We start from the raw sequence: 15,149 nt of genomic DNA on the forward strand, positions 1-15,149 counted from the left end.
AAAGAAGCGGAGGGCTGCCGTGTGTCGTGGCGCCCTCTATTGCTCCCAGTAGGGGATCGGCCCGTAAAGCCCGGCGAGATAGTCGATGAAGAGCCGCACCTTGGCCGGCAGGAACTGGCGGCTCGGATAGACGGCCGAGAGCGTCAGCTGTTTGGAGCCCTCCCACTGCGGCAGCACCTGCATCAACTGGCCGCTGCGTAATTCCGGGCCGATATCCCAGGTGGAGCGGAGCGCGATGCCGGCGCCGGCGATGACGGCGGCGCGTACGATTTCCGAGGAGTTGGTGACCAGCGGCCCCTCCGGGTGCCATACCAGGGCACCTTCCGGCCCTTCGAGCTTCCAGTTGTCGTTGTTGTGCGCCGGCAGGCAGAGGTGGTTGGCAAGATCGCCGATCTCCTTCGGCGCGCCGTTGCGAGCGATATAGTCCGGCGAGGCGCAGAGCAGCCGTCGCACGGGAGCGAGTTTCCGTGCGACGAGCGATGAGTCCACCAGTTCGCCGATCCTGACCGCCATGTCGAAGCCATCGGCGACGATATCCGTGAATTCGTCCGTCAGCACGATGTGCAGCTTGAGGTCCGGATGATCCTTCATGAATTTCGTCAGGTGCGGCGCGATGTGCATCCGGCCGAAGGAGGTCGGCGCCGAGATCCGAAGCACGCCGAGCGCATGCGACGAGCGACCGGAGGCATAGGCCTCGGCCTCCTCGATGCCCGAGAGGATGCCGAGCACTCGGTCGTAGAAACCCTGGCCGGCTTCGGTCAGCGAGATCTGCCGTGTCGTGCGCTGCAGCAGCCGTGTGCCCAGCCGATCTTCGAGCCTCTTGATCCGTTTCGAGATGACCGCTGGGGAAAAGCCGAGCACCCGTCCGGCAGCCGACATGCTGCCTGTGGAAACGACCCGTGCAAAAATCTCAAGATCGCCTAAATTTGTCATCAATCGTTGCCATTGTTTCCAAAACGGAAAAGCTCATAGCATTTGCGAGGGTTGTCTCCTAGTGGTAAAGAAAATGAACCAATTGACATGCGGCCGGAGGCATTGATGGCGGAGACGATCGGTTTTCTGCAACCGAAACAGGCTGTTATCGCCCGACGTCGCGAGATTGTCGCCGACCTCGCCGACCTGTTGCCCGAGAACTGTTTGATCAGCGACGAGCGCGGGTTGAAGCCCTTCGAGACCGATGCCTTCATCGCCTATCGTCGCGTGCCGCTTGCGGTTGCCTTGCCGGAAACGACCGAGCAGGTCGCCGGCCTTCTCAAATATTGTAGCCGCTATGGCATCCCGGTCGTACCGCGCGGTGCCGGAACCTCACTTTCGGGTGGCGCCATCCCGCAGGAGGATGCAGTTGTCATCGGCCTTTCGAAGATGTCGCGCATTCTCGATGTCGATCTCTTCAATCGCACGGCAACCGTCCAGGCGGGGGTTACCAACCTCAACATCTCCGAAGCCGTTTCCGCCGACGGTTTCTTCTATGCGCCCGACCCGAGCTCGCAGCTTGCCTGCACGATCGGCGGCAATATCGGCATGAATTCCGGCGGCGCCCATTGTCTGAAATATGGCGTCACCACCAACAATCTGCTCGGCGTGAAGATGGTGCTGTTCGATGGCACCGTGATCGAGCTCGGCGGCAAGGGGCTGGATGCGGCGGGTTATGATCTGCTCGGCCTCGTCTGCGGCTCCGAGGGACAGCTCGGCATCGTGACCGAGGCGACGGTGCGGCTGATCGCCAAGCCGGAGGGCGCCCGCCCCGTGCTCTTTGGCTTCGCCTCATCGGAAGCGGCCGGCGCCTGCGTCGCCGACGTCATCGGCTCCGGCATCATCCCCGTCGCGATCGAGTTCATGGACAAGCCGGCGATCGAAATCTGCGAAGCCTTTGCCCATGCCGGCTATCCGCTCGACGTCGAAGCGCTACTTATCGTCGAGGTCGAAGGCTCTGAGCCGGAAATGGACGCGATGCTCGCCAGCATCGTCGCGGTTGCGCGCCGTCATGGGGTCGCGACCATCAAGGAATGCCAGTCGGCGATGGAAGCGGCCGCAATCTGGAAGGGGCGGAAGTCCGCCTTCGGGGCCACCGGTCGTATCGCCGATTACATCTGCATGGACGGTACGGTGCCGCTCAGCCAGCTCTCGCATGTGCTCGCCCGCACCGGCGAGATCGTCGCTGGCTATGGTCTGCGCGTCGCCAATGTCTTCCACGCCGGCGACGGCAACATGCATCCGTTGATCCTCTATAATATCAACGACCCGGAAGACGCGGCGCGCGCCGAGTCTGCCGGCAACGATATCCTCAAGCTCTGTGTCGATGCCGGCGGCTGCCTGACGGGCGAACATGGCGTTGGCATCGAAAAACGAGATCTCATGCTGCACCAGTACAACCAGGTCGACCTCGACCAGCAGATGGCGGCGCGGGCCGCGTTCGATCCGCAATGGATCCTCAATCCGTCCAAGGTCTTCCCGCTCGAAGGGCGCCCCGCCGCATGATCGTGCATTTTGAACCGGCAAGCGAAGAGGGGATTGCGACCGTCGTTCGCGCGATGGCGGCCGACAAGGCCTCGCTTGCAGTGATTGGCGGCAACACGCGCTCGGGTCTCGGCAATCCCGTGCGCGCCGACCGTGTGCTGTCGACGCGCCGCCTCTCCGGCATCGTCAGCTACAAGCCGGCCGAGATGACGATCACCGCGCTGTCCGGAACGCCGCTACGCGAGATCGAAGACGCACTGGGTGAGAACCGGCAGATGCTTGCCTTCGAACCGATGGACCATCGGCCGATCTTCGCCTCGTCCGGAGAGCCGACGATCGGTGGTGTCTTCGCCGCCAACGTGTCCGGTCCAAGGCGCTACGTTTCGGGTGCTGCCCGCGACAGCCTGCTCGGCGTTCGCTTCGTCAATGGTGGGGGCGAGGCGATCAAGGCCGGGGGGCGGGTGATGAAGAACGTCACGGGCCTCGATCTGGTCAAGCTTCTGGCCGGCTCGCACGGCACGCTCGGCATCCTCACCGAAGTCACCTTCCGCATCCTGCCGTTGCCGCCGGCGTCCGAGACCATTGTGGTCTCCGGGCTCAACGATGCCGAAGCCGCGGCGGTCATGGCCGAGGCGATGGCGCAGACCGTGGAGGTTTGCGGTGCCGCGCATCTGCCGGAGAGCGTGCGTGGACGGTTCCTGGACGGCGGGCTTCCGGATGGTGCGGCCACCGTGCTGCGGCTCGAAGGGCTTGAGGCATCCGTTGCGATCAGGGCTGAAAAGCTGATGAAGGCGGTCGGTCGCTTTGGCGCGGTGACAAGGCTCGATGCGTCGCAGACATCGACGCTCTGGACTGAGATCCGCGACGTCAAACCCTATGCCGACGGCAGCAAGAAGCCGCTCTGGCGCGTGTCCGTCGCCCCATCGCTTGGCCATCAGCTGGTGGCCGCACTTCGGCTGCAAACCGGCGTCGATGCCTTTTATGATTGGCAGGGCGGTCTCGTCTGGCTGCGCATGGAGGCAGACCCGGAAGCGGAACTCGTGCGCCGCTACATCAAGGTTCTCGGCGGCGGTCACGCGAGCCTCGTCAGGGCGGAAGACGCCTATCGTGCCTCCATTCCGTCGTTTGAACCACAACCCGTAGCCGTGGCACAATTGAGCGAGCGCGTTCGCGCGAAGTTCGACCCGCACCGGATCTTCAATCCGGGCCGCATGGCCGCGGTCTCCTGAGGTGCCGGCGATGGAACATGGGAGGAGTTGATGAGCGATAATGGTCCGCAGACGCCGTTTTCCCGGGAGACCGATCGCTGGCTGGAGCCGGGCAAGATCAACGTCCAGGTGATCTATGTCCTTTATCTCGTGGGCTTTGCGGTAGGGATCACCCCGATCATTGGCGTGGTGATGGCCTATCTCAACCGCGGCAAGGGGGCACCCTGGGTCGAGACGCACTATGTCTGGGCGATCCGGACCTTCTGGATCTCGCTGTTGTTCCTTTTGATATCGCTGTTGCTGACGGTGGTGCTGGTCGGCATCCTCGGCTTTATCGCCACCGCTGTCTGGATCGTCGTGCGCTGCGTCGTCGGCCTGCAGCGTGCCGCGCGCCAAGAGCCGATCACCAACCCCGAAGCCTGGATGGTGTGAGCCACGGCGCAAACCCTGAAACCGGATCCGGTTGAAGGTTGCTGAAATCAGAATGCTGCGGTGACCGAGCACGTCGCAAGGGCGCGGTGCCGCAGAACCGGATAGTGGAGTTCGCGTTTGCAGACCAATTTTACCCCCGCGCAGCTTGCCGACCCGCATGTGGCCGAATCCGAGGCCATCCTGCGCAAATGCGTACATTGTGGCTTCTGCACCGCGACCTGTCCGACCTATGTGACGCTTGGCGACGAGCTCGATAGTCCGCGCGGGCGCATCTACCTCATCAAGGACATGCTGGAAAACGGCAGGGCGGCCGACAAGGAAACGGTCACCCATATCGACCGCTGTCTCTCCTGTCTCGCCTGCACCACCACCTGCCCATCCGGTGTCGACTACATGCACCTCGTCGACCACGCGCGCGTCCACATCGAGAACACCTATCGCCGTCCGTTCCGGGACCGGCTGGCGCGCTCCGTGCTGGCGACCGTGCTGCCCTATCCCCAGCGCTTCCGCCTGTCGTTGAAGGCGGCGGGCCTTGCCCGGCCGTTCGCCGGCATCATGAAGCGCATGCCGTTGCTGAGGACCTTTGGCATCATGCTCGACCTGGCGCCGAGCGCCGTGCCGCAGCCATCCCCATCGGCAATTCCCGGCACCAACTCGCCCAAGGGCAAGCGCGTCGGTCGGGTCGCGCTCTTGTCGGGCTGCGCGCAACCGGTGCTGAAGCCGGAGATCAACGAGGCGACGATCAGGCTGTTGACGCGCTTTGGCGTCGAGGTCGTTGTTTCGGCCGGTGAAGGCTGTTGTGGCGCCCTGGTGCACCATATGGGGCGCGAGAACCAGGCACTCGATGCGGCGCGCCGCAACGTCGACGCCTGGCTCAAGGTCGCAGACGAAGGAGGGCTCGACGCCATCGTCATCACCGCATCAGGCTGCGGGACGACGATCAAGGACTACGGCCACATGCTGCGGCTTGATCCTCTCTATGCGGAAAAGGCGGCACGGGTCTCGGCTCTGGCCAAGGACATTACCGAGTATCTGTCGACCCTCGACCTGCCTGAGCAGGATGCGCGCGGCATGACGCTCGCCTATCATTCTGCCTGCTCGATGCAGCACGGCCAGAAGATCACTTTTGTGCCGAAGCAGCTTTTGAAGCGCGCCGGTTTCGTCGTTCGCGATCCGGCCGAAGGGCACCTCTGCTGCGGCTCGGCCGGCACCTACAACATCCTGCAGCCGGAAATCTCGGCGAAGCTCAAGGCGCGCAAGGTTAGGAATATCGAGGCGACGAAGCCGGACGCGATCGCAACCGGCAATATCGGCTGCATCACCCAGATCGCCAGTGGCACCAAGATCCCCATCCTTCATACGGTCGAACTGCTCGACTGGGCCTATGGCGGGGCAAAACCCCAGGGGCTCTGAGGCAAAAGAAAAGGCCGGCTCCGTGAGGAGCCGGCCTTCTCGGATGGGTTGTCCCGGATTGCTATCAGCCGCCAAAGATCTGGCGGAAGATGTCGACGCCGCGATCGTCGAAATAGGTGTCGCCCGGCTTGCTGCCGGGACCGATGACGATGACCTTGGTGCCGACATCGGCGCGATCGTAGAGATGCTCCACGTCTTCGTTCATCATGCGGATGCAGCCCGACGACATGTTCTGGCCGATGGTCCAGGGCTGATTGGTGCCATGGATGCGGAAGATCGTGTCGCGGCCGCCCTTGTAGAGATACATGGCGCGGGCGCCGAGCGGGTTGTCGATGCCGCCTTCCTGGGTGACCGGCAGAATGCGGCCCTTGGCAGCTTCGCGGCGGCGCATTTCCGCCGGTGGCGTCCAGGTCGGCCATTCGGCCTTGCGGCCGACCTTCACCACGCCCGACCAGCCGAAGCCGTCGCGGCCGACACCGATGCCGTAGCGCGTCGCGCGGTTCGGGCCATCGATGTAGTAAAGGTACTTGTTGTTGGTATCGACGATGATCGTGCCGGGGACTTCGTCGGTGCGGAAGCGAACCTTGGTGCGCCAGAATTGTTTTGCCGGCTTCTTCGGGGTGGCCACGAGTACAATGTCAGTCGACTTGACCTTGGTCCCGGTCGTTGGCGCCGGCGTAAAAGCCGAGGCGCTTGCGGCGGCAAGAATAGTACTGGCCGCGATGGCGATCGCGACCATTTTGCTGGCATGACGGTTCATATACGATTCCCTCTAAACCCTCGTTGCAGGCAAGCTATGCAAAATGCCGCGAAGTTCAAGCCTGCGATACAGCCGGCGCACCGCTGGACTTGTATCTGTTCATGTTGCTGTTGCCTGAAAATCACGCATAGGCAACGGCAACACGTGCGAGGGGGAGGAAATATTCTATGCGATGCTCCAATTATATGACGATAACCTTCGTGCCCAACTTCACGCGCTCGTAGAGGTCGACGACGTCTTCATTGCGCATGCGGATGCAGCCGGAAGAAACGGCATAGCCGATCGTCCAGGGCGCATTGGTGCCGTGGATGCGGTAGAGCGTCGAGCCGAGATACATGGCGCGTGCGCCAAGCGGATTTTCAGGGCCGCCGTCCATGCGTGCCGGCAGATAGTGTCCCTTGGCCGCCTCGCGGGAGATCATTTCCTGTGGCGGTGTCCAGCTCGGCCATTCCGCCTTGCGGGTGACCTTGTGCGCGCCCGCCCATTCGAAGCCCGGCTTGCCGACGCCGACGCCATAGCGCCGCGCCTCACCGTTGCCGGTGACCAGATAGAGAAAGCGGTTGTTCGTATCGATGACGATCGTGCCCGGCTTTTCCTTGCTCTCATAGGCAACCGTCTGCGGAAGATATTGCGGGTCGAATTTCGACTTGACCGGGCGCTGCGCGCGTGTGGCGTTCGCCGGCTGGATCAGCGGATTGATGGCGCGGCGCTTGGCCTGCGGCTGGCCAACCTGTCCCTGATAATACTGTTTTCGGGTGGCGGCCGGAATCTGCTGCCGATACATGACCTGCCGCGTGCGGGTTTGCTGCCCGCCGAGCTGCATCACCCAGGGGGCGGTGAGGTCGGGGCTGACCACAACAGGGGGGCGGTTTTGATACCGGTCCTGCGCCTCGGCTTGGCCGGCGACGAGGGTCAGGACGGAGGCGGCTATAAGAAGGGATTTTTTCAACATCGGACGGACTCGCTACCTTTCGCCGAAATTCATCAAGGGGGCGCAGACAGCCGAAGAACCGGACGCTCGAGCGGGGGTATGCGCCTTGGCAATGGCGCGATCGTGTCATCGGGGGGCCACCGAATGGTAAACGGCGCTTCATTAAAAGGCGAAGGCGCCGATAAAGCTTTGGGTAGGGTTATCCGCCGCTTTAGGAATCTGGTTTGCAAATGGTAAAGGCATGGAAATGACGAGTTTGGAGCGAGGAAAACGATGACGGCCAAGGGCATAGTGATCGGCGAGGACGGACTTCAGCGCTGCGCCTGGCAGGGCAACCTCGACGACTATCGACGCTACCACGACGAGGAATGGGGGCGTCCGGTCACCGACGATCGCCGCCTGTTCGAAAAGATCTGCCTCGAGGGTTTCCAGTCCGGCCTGTCATGGCTGACGATCCTGCGCAAGCGCGAGGCGTTCCGCGCCGCTTTTGCCGGCTTCGATTTCGACGCGGTCTCGATGTTCGACGAAACGGATATCGAGCGCTGCCTTGCCGATACCGGCATCGTGCGCCATCGTGGCAAGATCGTCTCGACCATCAACAATGCGCGTCGCGCACAGGAGTTGAGGCAGGAATTCGGCTCGCTCGCAGGCTACTTCTGGTCATACGAGCCGCAGGCAGCCGAGCGCCCGCAAGTGGTGACCTACGAGGCGATCGCAGCCAATCCGACGACGCCGACTTCGACCCGGATCTCCAAGGATCTGAAGAAGCGCGGTTGGACCTTTGTCGGCCCGACGACGATCTACGCCTTCATGCAGGCGATGGGGCTCGTCAACGATCACATCGAAGGCTGCCATTGCCGTGTGGTTGTCGAAGAGATGCGTGGCAAGCTCGCAAGACCGAGCGCTCGGGTGGCTTGAACAAAGTGTCCATTGTCGGTCTGGCGATGGGCGTTTCCCGGCAGCGGAGATTGCGGATCAGCCGCCGTTCTTCGCTAGCCACTCCTTCATCATCCTGATCTCGCCTTCCTGCGCCTTCATGATCTCTTCCGCCAGTTTGCGGATCGTTTCATCCTTGCCGTATTCAAGCTCGACCTTGGCCATGTCGATGGCGCCCTGGTGGTGAGCGATCATGCCGCGCACGAAGTCGATGTCCGCCTTGCCGGTATAGGCGATGTCCATGTCCTTGTGCATGCGGGCATTGGCTTCGGCAAAGGCCTTGCTTGCGGGTGATGCGTCGCCCGCCGGGCCCGGAGCTTCCGCGGAGCCGTGATGCATGGTGCCGTGGCTCATCTCTTCGGCCATTGCCGGAAAGCCGAGACAGGCGGCGAGCGCGAGGGTTGTCGTCAACGGTTTCAGCGACATGGCGCTTCTTCCTTCTGCAATGGGCAGCCCCCGAGGAGCGTTACCAAGGCGTAATCCTTCCGACTATTTCAATCTAGGGAATGGGTGCCAGCGGTTTCAAGTCTTGCGCTCAAGCGCAGAGCATCACGCGTTCGCGCGGAAAGGCGAAAATACCCTGCAGAACATCCACCCCATCAGGCGCGTTGAGCACGGATTGACCGACGCAGAAGAGCTGGGCCGCTTGCGACGTCGGCGCGCGCACCATGGCGGTGAAGCAGAACGACGATGACGAGGCGGTTGCCTGCTCGAGGATGTTGAGTACGGTCGGGCGATCCTTGCGGTCATAGGCGCGTACCAGGTCGATGACGCCGCAGGAGGGGGGTGAGGTGCCGAGCAGGGCGGCGGTCTGCTCGCCGAGCTGGAAGATGCCCGTCGCGAGATCGCAGCGCCAGGCTTCCATGAGGTAGGTTCCCTCGTCGAGCGACCGTATCCAGTTGTCATGTGCGGCCAGATGGCCGGGCCGGATGGCTCCGCAGCCAGGTGTCATGAATCTCAGCATGATACCCATTCCCTCTCTTCGCGTCGCGCTCGACACCTCTCCGCACATGGCCATCGGACCCGGGAAGTGGATCGCCGCGACATCTTTGCCGTTGGGATGTTTGCCCGATGCTGTCATGGCATCCGGAAATCATCGGTGCGCACGCGGAGACTGGAAGATAGCCGATCACCACCGTGTTCGGAACGTCGCCGACGGATCGAGCGATAAACTTTTAGTGATTAATTCCGTGTTAATGCGTCTTAGGGTTGAGGCGGCGAGTGGCGGCCAGATGACGTCGGGCGACTCGAGCTTGGCCCGAAGTCGAACGGCCTGGCAAATCGCCTCGCGATCGGCCCGGAGCACGCTTTGCGCGGTCCAAACCCTTGCCGCCCCTGCCTTGATCCGATAGGGAAAGCTCCAAACCCGCTGACAGTCCGGAATGCTCCCATGACCGAGAAACAGAAGAAACCGCAGAAGCTCAAGGCGCGCCTTCCGCGCGGCTTCGTCGATCGCTCCGCCGCCGATATCCGCGCGACCGATGAAATGATCGGCAAGATCCGGGCCGTCTACGAGCATTATGGTTTCGATCCGGTCGAAACGCCGCTTTTCGAATATACCGACGCGCTCGGCAAGTTCCTGCCCGACAGCGATCGGCCGAACGAAGGCGTCTTCTCGCTGACGGATGATGACGACCAGTGGATGTCGCTGCGCTACGACCTGACGGCGCCGCTGGCCCGCCACGTCGCCGAGAACTTCAACGAAATCCAGCTGCCGTTCCGCACCTACCGTGCCGGCTACGTCTTCCGCAACGAGAAGCCGGGCCCGGGTCGCTTCCGCCAGTTCATGCAGTTCGACGCCGATACGGTCGGTGCCGCCGGCGTCCAGGCGGACGCCGAAATGTGCATGATGATGGCCGACACCATGGAAGCGCTCGGCATTGCGCGCGGCGACTACGTGATCCGCGTCAACAACCGCAAGGTGCTCGATGGCGTCATGGAGGCGATCGGCCTTGGTGGTGACGACAAGGCCAATGCCCGCCTGACGGTGCTGCGCGCCATCGACAAGCTCGACAAGTTCGGCACCGAAGGCGTGCGGCTGCTTCTCGGCGAAGGCCGCAAGGATGAAAGCGGCGACTTCACCAAGGGCGCGGGCCTGAGCAGCGAGCAGATCGACAAGGTGCTCTTCTTCGTCGGCATCACGGACTATGCGACAAGCGCTGCCGATCTCGCAGCCCTCGTCGCTGGAACGGCCAAGGGTAGCGAAGGCGTCGAGGAACTGAATACCATCCGCAGCCTGGTCATGAGCGCCGGCTACGAGGCCGACCGCATCAAGATTGATCCTTCGGTCGTGCGCGGTCTCGAATACTACACTGGCCCGGTCTTCGAGGCCGAGTTGCAGTTTGCCGTCACCAACGAGAAGGGCGAGAAGGTTGTCTTCGGTTCGGTCGGCGGCGGCGGTCGTTACGATGGGCTGGTGTCGCGCTTCATGGGTCAGCCCGTGCCGGCGACCGGCTTCTCGATCGGCGTTTCGCGTCTGATGACGGCGCTCAAGAACCTCGGCAAGCTCGGCGCGTCCGAGGTGCTTGCCCCGGTCGTCGTCTGCGTCATGGACCGCGACATCGAGAGCATGGGGCACTACCAGCGCTTCGTGCAGCAGCTCCGCCATGCCGGCATCCGCGCCGAAATGTACCAGGGCAACAAGAAGAATTTTGGCGACCAGCTGAAATATGCCGACCGCCGTGGCTCGCCGCTGGCCATCATCCAGGGTGGCGACGAACGCGCTGCCGGCGTCGTCCAGATCAAGGATCTGATCGAGGGCAAGCGCCTGTCGGGTGAGATCGAGGACAATGCAGCCTGGCGCGAGGCGCGCGTGGCCCAGGTTTCCGTTCCGGCGGCCGAACTGGTCGAAAAGGTACGCGAGATGCTGGCGGCCCAGGCCGAGGATCGGGCAAGGGGCTGACGGTCATGGCCCTCATCAATCTGCCTGCTTTCGCCGACGACCTGCTTGCCGATTTTGAAAGCCTCGGCACGCTGCGCGTCGACACACCGGTGATCCAGCCGGCCGAACCTTTCCTCGCCATGGCCGGCGAGGATCTGCGTCGTCGCATCTTCATGACCGAGAGCGAGACCGGCGAAAGCCTGTGCCTGCGTCCGGAATTCACCATTCCCGTCTGCCTTCGCCATATCGAGGCGGTGACCGGCACGCCGAAGCGCTACGCCTATCTCGGCGAAGTCTTCCGCCAGCGCCGTGAAGGCGGAAACGAATTCTACCAGGCCGGCATCGAGGATCTCGGCGATACGGATATCGCTACCGCCGATGCACGCATCGTCGGTGACGCGATGCGCGTCGTTGCCAACCGCTTGCCGGGGCGACGGCTCAACGTGACGCTCGGCGACCAGGCGGTGTTCGAAGCCGTCGTCGGTGCCTGCGGCCTGCCGGCCGGCTGGCAGAAGCGGTTGATTCATGCCTTTGGTGACCAGAAGCACCTGCAGAAACTGCTGACGGAACTCGCGCATCCGCGGACGGTCGGCGTTTTCGGTCCCGAAGTGGTGCGCCTGTCGATGGACGGTCTGCTCGAAGACGAAGCCGGTCTCGTCGCCCATATCGGCGAAACGATGGAAGCGACCGGTTACTCCACCAATGCCAGCCGCTCGCCGCAGGACATCGCCCGGCGGCTGAAGGAGAAGATGGAGCTGGCGAACACGCGGCTCGATCGCAAGACGCTGGACCAGGTTGGTGCATTCCTGGCGCTCGACGTGCCGCTCGCCGATGCGCCGGCAGCGCTCTTTGCCTTCGCACAAAAATCCGGCCTCAAGCTCGATGAGGCGCTCGTCCGCTTCGATGCCCGTGTTGCAGCACTTTCCAAGGCGGGCGCCGACATCGGCGCGATCCGTTACCGCGCGGCTTTCGGCCGTCCGCTCGACTACTATACCGGTCTCGTCTTCGAAGTGGAGGTCGCCGGCATCCAGGCCGTTCTGGCCGGCGGGGGTCGCTTCGACCGGCTGCTGACGTTGCTCGGCGCCCGCGAACACATTCCCGCCGTCGGTTTCTCGCTCTGGCTCGACCGCATCGAAAAGGCGATTACCTCCCAGGGAGGCGTTCAATGACGATCACCATCGCGCTGCCGTCCAAGGGGCGGATGAAGGATGACGCCTCGGCGATCTTCGAACGCGCCGGCATGAAGATCGTTGCCGTCGGCAACGACCGCTCCTATCGCGGCCGGGTCGAAGGTTCGGACGATGTGGAGATCGCGTTCCTGTCCGCTTCCGAGATTTCCCGCGAGCTTGGCAATGGCTCGATCGATTTCGGCGTCACCGGCGAGGATCTGGTGCGCGAGGGGCTTGCCAATGCCGACGCCCGCGTCGAGTTCTGCGCCCGTCTCGGCTTCGGCCACGCCGATGTCGTCGTCGCCGTGCCGGAGATCTGGTACGACGTCGATACCATGGCCGATCTCGGCGACGTTGCCGCGGACTTCCGTGCCCGCCACGGCCGCCGCCTGGCGATCGCCACCAAATACTGGCGGCTGACGCAGAACCACTTCTCCGGTAGCCACGGCATCCAGCTCTACCGCATCGTCGAAAGCCTTGGTGCGACCGAAGGTGCGCCTGCGTCCGGCTCCGCCGACATCATCGTCGATATCACCTCCACCGGCTCGACGCTGAAGGCGAACCATCTGAAGATCCTGACGGACGGCGTGATCCTGCGTTCGGAAGCGTGCCTGGTGCGAGCGCGCAAGCCTGTTCACGATGGCGACCCCGTGGTGGCGCGGGTTGTCGCGGCAGTCCGCAGCGTGCTTTGACGCTGCGGCGGGCAGGGGAAGACCCACGACAATCCTGGCGTTCTCAGAGACCTGCAAAAAATAAAGTAGGTCCCTCAAAAAGTGAACCCTCCGCTCCTATGTAAGTCGTGCGGACGGCACTGTGCCGTTCCTCGCCCTTCCGTTCCAGGAGACATTCATGGCCGATCTTTCCGCCTTTCCGATCACCAAGCGCTGGCCGGCGAAAAACCCCGATATCATTCAGTTATATTCGCTGCCGACGCCGAATGGCGTGAAGGTCTCGATCGCGCTCGAAGAGTTGGGCCTGCCCTACGAGCCTCACCGGGTCGCCTTCGATGCCAACGAGCAGAAATCGCCGGAATTTCTCTCGCTCAATCCGAATGGCCGCATCCCGGCAATCATCGATCCCAACGGTCCGGAGGGAAAGCCGATCGGTCTCTTCGAGTCCGGCGCGATCCTGATCTATCTGGCGGAAAAGACTGGAAAGCTGCTGCCGGTGGACGCGGCCGGCCGCTATGAGACGATCTCCTGGGTGATGTTCCAGATGGGTGGCATCGGTCCGATGCTTGGTCAGTTCGGCCATTTCTTCAAGTTTGCGGCCGACAAGGTCGCCAACAATTCCTATCCCGTCGAGCGTTATCGTGACGAATCGAAGCGTCTTCTCGGCGTGCTCGAAGCGCGCCTTGAGGGGCGGCAATGGCTGATGGGCGACGAATACACGATTGCCGACATCGCAACGTACCCTTGGGTCGAAGGCGCTCGCAGGTTCTATGGCGGCGCCGACGTCCTGGATTACAAGGCCTTTCCAAACGTGATGGCCTGGGTCGAGCGCGGCCTGTCGCGGCCTGCGGCTCTAAAGGGCATGGAAGTGCCGCGCAAGGAATAGCAATCATGATGGCCCTGTGCCTGAGTTGACGAAGCTCGGGCGCAAGGCTAGGCCTTGCTGTACAGACGAATAAGAAGCAGGTGGGAAGCGTGACGGGAAGGCTTGTAGTTGTCGGTGGCGGTCAGGCCGCCTTTGCCCTGGTTGCCAAGCTGCGTGCGGTTAAGGACGAGCGACCGATCACCATTGTCGCCTCCGAAGCGAGCCTGCCCTATCAGCGCCCGCCGCTTTCCAAGAAATACCTGTTACGCGAGATGAGCCTGGACCGGTTGCTCTATCGGCCGGAGGCCTGGTACGGCGAGCACGATGTTGACGTTCGCCTTGAGACGACGGTAACCGGCCTCGATCGCCCCGGCAAGCGCGTGATGCTCAGCGACGGGACGTCGCTCGACTATGAAGTGCTGGCCTTTGCCACCGGCGCCACGCCGCGCCGGCTGCCTGCCGCGGTCGGTGGGGACCTCGAAGGTGTCTTCGTCGTGCGCGACTTCAGGGACGCGGATCGCCTTGCCGAGGAAATGAAGGTCGGCCGGCGCGCCCTTGTCGTCGGTGGTGGCTACATCGGCCTTGAGGCGGCGGCGGTCGCCCGAACCTGCGGGCTCGAGGTCACGGTCATCGAGATGGCAGACCGCATCCTGCAGCGCGTCGCCTCGTCGGCAACCTCCGGTCTCGTGCGCGAGATTCACCGGTCCCGCGGCGTCGATATCCGCGAAGGCACGGGCCTCAACCGCCTCGTCGGCGAAAATGGCCGGGTGACCGGAGCGGAGTTGTCCGACGGATCGATCTTGCCGGTCGACGTCGTCATCGTCGGTATCGGCGTCACCGCCAATGACCGCCTGGCGCATGATGCGGGGCTGGAAACAGCCGGGGGCATCGTCGTTGATGCGTTCGGGCGAACCGCCGACCCCGCGATTTTCGCCATGGGCGATTGTGCCGTACTTCCCTGGGAAGACCTGCGCATCCGGTTGGAATCGGTGCAGAACGCCGTTGATCAGGCCGAGGCCGTCGCGGCAATCCTCGCCGGCGGCGAACATCCCTATGAGCCGAAGCCCTGGTTCTGGTCCGATCAGTACGACGTCAAGCTGCAGATCGCCGGCTTCGGCCTCGGTCATGACGAAACGATCGTCAGGCCAGGCCAGCGCGAGGGTAGCGTGTCCGTCTGGTATTTCCGGCAGGGACGGCTTGTCGCGGTCGATGCGATCAATGACGCCAAGGCCTATGTCACGGGCAAGAAGCTGCTCGAATCCGGCATCAATCCAGACCGGGCCGTCATTGGCGATCCGCAGTCGGACCTCAAGGCACTGCTCTCCCAGCCCTGAGCGGCAGAACTACGCCTGGCGGCGCTTTCTGCGAGCTGCAACTTGCAGGCGTCGCGGTTTCAATCTTCGTTAACGACGAAACTATTGTTTTG

The 15,149-nt window shown here is 63.0% G+C and carries 15 protein-coding genes; 10 read left to right on the forward strand and 5 right to left on the reverse strand.

Features of this window, described 5'->3' with window-relative positions; translation table 11 throughout:
* Positions 1 to 36 precede the first annotated feature (36 nt).
* Positions 37 to 933 (reverse strand): LysR family transcriptional regulator, encoded by an 897-nt coding sequence (locus LAC81_RS02225; protein WP_223726550.1) that lies wholly within the window; start codon positions 931 to 933, stop codon positions 37 to 39.
* A gap of 105 nt (positions 934 to 1,038) precedes the next feature.
* On the opposite strand from LAC81_RS02225, the gene LAC81_RS02230 reads away from it, so the two are divergent.
* The 4 genes from LAC81_RS02230 (at position 1,039) to glcF (ending at position 5,510) form a co-directional block, all read left to right on the forward strand.
* The gene (locus LAC81_RS02230) at positions 1,039 to 2,478 is read left to right on the forward strand and encodes an FAD-linked oxidase C-terminal domain-containing protein (protein ID WP_223726551.1); all 1,440 of its coding nucleotides are present in this window, start codon (positions 1,039 to 1,041) and stop codon (positions 2,476 to 2,478) included.
* The gene (glcE, locus tag LAC81_RS02235) at positions 2,475 to 3,686 is read left to right on the forward strand and encodes a glycolate oxidase subunit GlcE (RefSeq protein WP_223726552.1); all 1,212 of its coding nucleotides are present in this window, start codon (positions 2,475 to 2,477) and stop codon (positions 3,684 to 3,686) included. The genes LAC81_RS02230 and glcE overlap by 4 nt, the downstream gene beginning before the upstream one ends.
* 30 nt (positions 3,687 to 3,716) lie before the next feature.
* Positions 3,717 to 4,097 carry a DUF4870 family protein gene (locus LAC81_RS02240; RefSeq protein ID WP_113536319.1) on the forward strand — a complete coding sequence of 127 codons (381 nt, stop codon included), beginning with the start codon at positions 3,717 to 3,719 and terminating at the stop codon, positions 4,095 to 4,097.
* Positions 4,098 to 4,214: 117 nt separating this feature from the next.
* Entirely contained in the window at positions 4,215 to 5,510 is a 1,296-nt protein-coding gene (gene glcF / locus LAC81_RS02245) for a glycolate oxidase subunit GlcF (RefSeq protein ID WP_223726553.1), read from the forward strand.
* A gap of 64 nt (positions 5,511 to 5,574) precedes the next feature.
* Here glcF and LAC81_RS02250 read toward each other — a convergent pair whose 3' ends face one another.
* Both LAC81_RS02250 and LAC81_RS02255 read right to left on the reverse strand, forming a co-directional pair.
* On the reverse strand, positions 5,575 to 6,270 hold the full coding sequence (locus LAC81_RS02250; RefSeq protein ID WP_113536317.1) for a L,D-transpeptidase: 696 nt from the start codon (positions 6,268 to 6,270) through the stop codon (positions 5,575 to 5,577).
* A gap of 181 nt (positions 6,271 to 6,451) precedes the next feature.
* Positions 6,452 to 7,222, reverse strand: coding sequence for a L,D-transpeptidase (locus tag LAC81_RS02255; protein WP_223726554.1), 771 nt, complete (start codon positions 7,220 to 7,222; stop codon positions 6,452 to 6,454).
* Positions 7,223 to 7,474: 252 nt separating this feature from the next.
* Between LAC81_RS02255 and LAC81_RS02260 the strand changes: the two genes are divergently transcribed.
* The gene (locus LAC81_RS02260) at positions 7,475 to 8,119 is read left to right on the forward strand and encodes a DNA-3-methyladenine glycosylase I (RefSeq protein ID WP_223726555.1); all 645 of its coding nucleotides are present in this window, start codon (positions 7,475 to 7,477) and stop codon (positions 8,117 to 8,119) included.
* Between the two features lie 57 nt (positions 8,120 to 8,176).
* Here LAC81_RS02260 and LAC81_RS02265 read toward each other — a convergent pair whose 3' ends face one another.
* Both LAC81_RS02265 and LAC81_RS02270 read right to left on the reverse strand, forming a co-directional pair.
* Complete coding sequence (locus tag LAC81_RS02265; protein WP_223726556.1) at positions 8,177 to 8,563, reverse strand: DUF305 domain-containing protein; 387 nt, start codon at positions 8,561 to 8,563, stop codon at positions 8,177 to 8,179.
* A 109-nt stretch (positions 8,564 to 8,672) separates the two neighbouring features.
* Positions 8,673 to 9,101, reverse strand: coding sequence for a hypothetical protein (locus LAC81_RS02270; RefSeq protein WP_224393484.1), 429 nt, complete (start codon positions 9,099 to 9,101; stop codon positions 8,673 to 8,675).
* Positions 9,102 to 9,527: 426 nt separating this feature from the next.
* Here LAC81_RS02270 and hisS point away from each other — a divergent pair, with 426 nt between their 5' ends.
* From hisS to LAC81_RS02295, 5 genes are all read left to right on the forward strand, one after another.
* Positions 9,528 to 11,039, forward strand: a complete 1,512-nt coding sequence (gene hisS / locus LAC81_RS02275) for a histidine--tRNA ligase (RefSeq protein WP_223726558.1) — start codon at positions 9,528 to 9,530, stop codon at positions 11,037 to 11,039.
* Positions 11,040 to 11,044: 5 nt separating this feature from the next.
* The gene (locus LAC81_RS02280; RefSeq protein ID WP_223726559.1) at positions 11,045 to 12,187 is read left to right on the forward strand and encodes an ATP phosphoribosyltransferase regulatory subunit; all 1,143 of its coding nucleotides are present in this window, start codon (positions 11,045 to 11,047) and stop codon (positions 12,185 to 12,187) included.
* Entirely contained in the window at positions 12,184 to 12,879 is a 696-nt protein-coding gene (gene hisG, locus LAC81_RS02285) for an ATP phosphoribosyltransferase (protein WP_223726560.1), read from the forward strand. The genes LAC81_RS02280 and hisG overlap by 4 nt, the downstream gene beginning before the upstream one ends.
* A gap of 157 nt (positions 12,880 to 13,036) precedes the next feature.
* Entirely contained in the window at positions 13,037 to 13,744 is a 708-nt protein-coding gene (locus LAC81_RS02290; RefSeq protein WP_223726561.1) for a glutathione binding-like protein, read from the forward strand.
* Between the two features lie 89 nt (positions 13,745 to 13,833).
* The gene (locus tag LAC81_RS02295) at positions 13,834 to 15,057 is read left to right on the forward strand and encodes an NAD(P)/FAD-dependent oxidoreductase (RefSeq protein ID WP_223726562.1); all 1,224 of its coding nucleotides are present in this window, start codon (positions 13,834 to 13,836) and stop codon (positions 15,055 to 15,057) included.
* Positions 15,058 to 15,149 lie beyond the last annotated feature (92 nt).

The sequence above is a fragment of the Ensifer adhaerens genome (genome assembly GCF_020035535.1).
Classification (GTDB): domain Bacteria; phylum Pseudomonadota; class Alphaproteobacteria; order Rhizobiales; family Rhizobiaceae; genus Ensifer.

Bases quoted from the DNA above. Each gene is read 5' to 3' on its own strand.
- LAC81_RS02230 (WP_223726551.1), top strand. From the start codon at position 1,039: ATGGCGGAGACGATCGGTTTTCTGCAACCGAAACAGGCTGTTATCGCC.
- LAC81_RS02240 (WP_113536319.1), top strand. From the start codon at position 3,717: ATGAGCGATAATGGTCCGCAGACGCCGTTTTCCCGGGAGACCGATCGC.
- LAC81_RS02270 (WP_224393484.1), bottom strand. From the start codon at position 9,101: ATGCTGAGATTCATGACACCTGGCTGCGGAGCCATCCGGCCCGGCCAT.
- LAC81_RS02290 (WP_223726561.1), top strand. From the start codon at position 13,037: ATGGCCGATCTTTCCGCCTTTCCGATCACCAAGCGCTGGCCGGCGAAA.
- LAC81_RS02255 (WP_223726554.1), bottom strand. From the start codon at position 7,222: ATGTTGAAAAAATCCCTTCTTATAGCCGCCTCCGTCCTGACCCTCGTC.
- LAC81_RS02225 (WP_223726550.1), bottom strand. From the start codon at position 933: ATGACAAATTTAGGCGATCTTGAGATTTTTGCACGGGTCGTTTCCACA.
- LAC81_RS02260 (WP_223726555.1), top strand. From the start codon at position 7,475: ATGACGGCCAAGGGCATAGTGATCGGCGAGGACGGACTTCAGCGCTGC.
- LAC81_RS02265 (WP_223726556.1), bottom strand. From the start codon at position 8,563: ATGTCGCTGAAACCGTTGACGACAACCCTCGCGCTCGCCGCCTGTCTC.
- hisG (WP_223726560.1), top strand. From the start codon at position 12,184: ATGACGATCACCATCGCGCTGCCGTCCAAGGGGCGGATGAAGGATGAC.
- glcE (WP_223726552.1), top strand. From the start codon at position 2,475: ATGATCGTGCATTTTGAACCGGCAAGCGAAGAGGGGATTGCGACCGTC.
- LAC81_RS02280 (WP_223726559.1), top strand. From the start codon at position 11,045: ATGGCCCTCATCAATCTGCCTGCTTTCGCCGACGACCTGCTTGCCGAT.
- hisS (WP_223726558.1), top strand. From the start codon at position 9,528: ATGACCGAGAAACAGAAGAAACCGCAGAAGCTCAAGGCGCGCCTTCCG.
- LAC81_RS02250 (WP_113536317.1), bottom strand. From the start codon at position 6,270: ATGAACCGTCATGCCAGCAAAATGGTCGCGATCGCCATCGCGGCCAGT.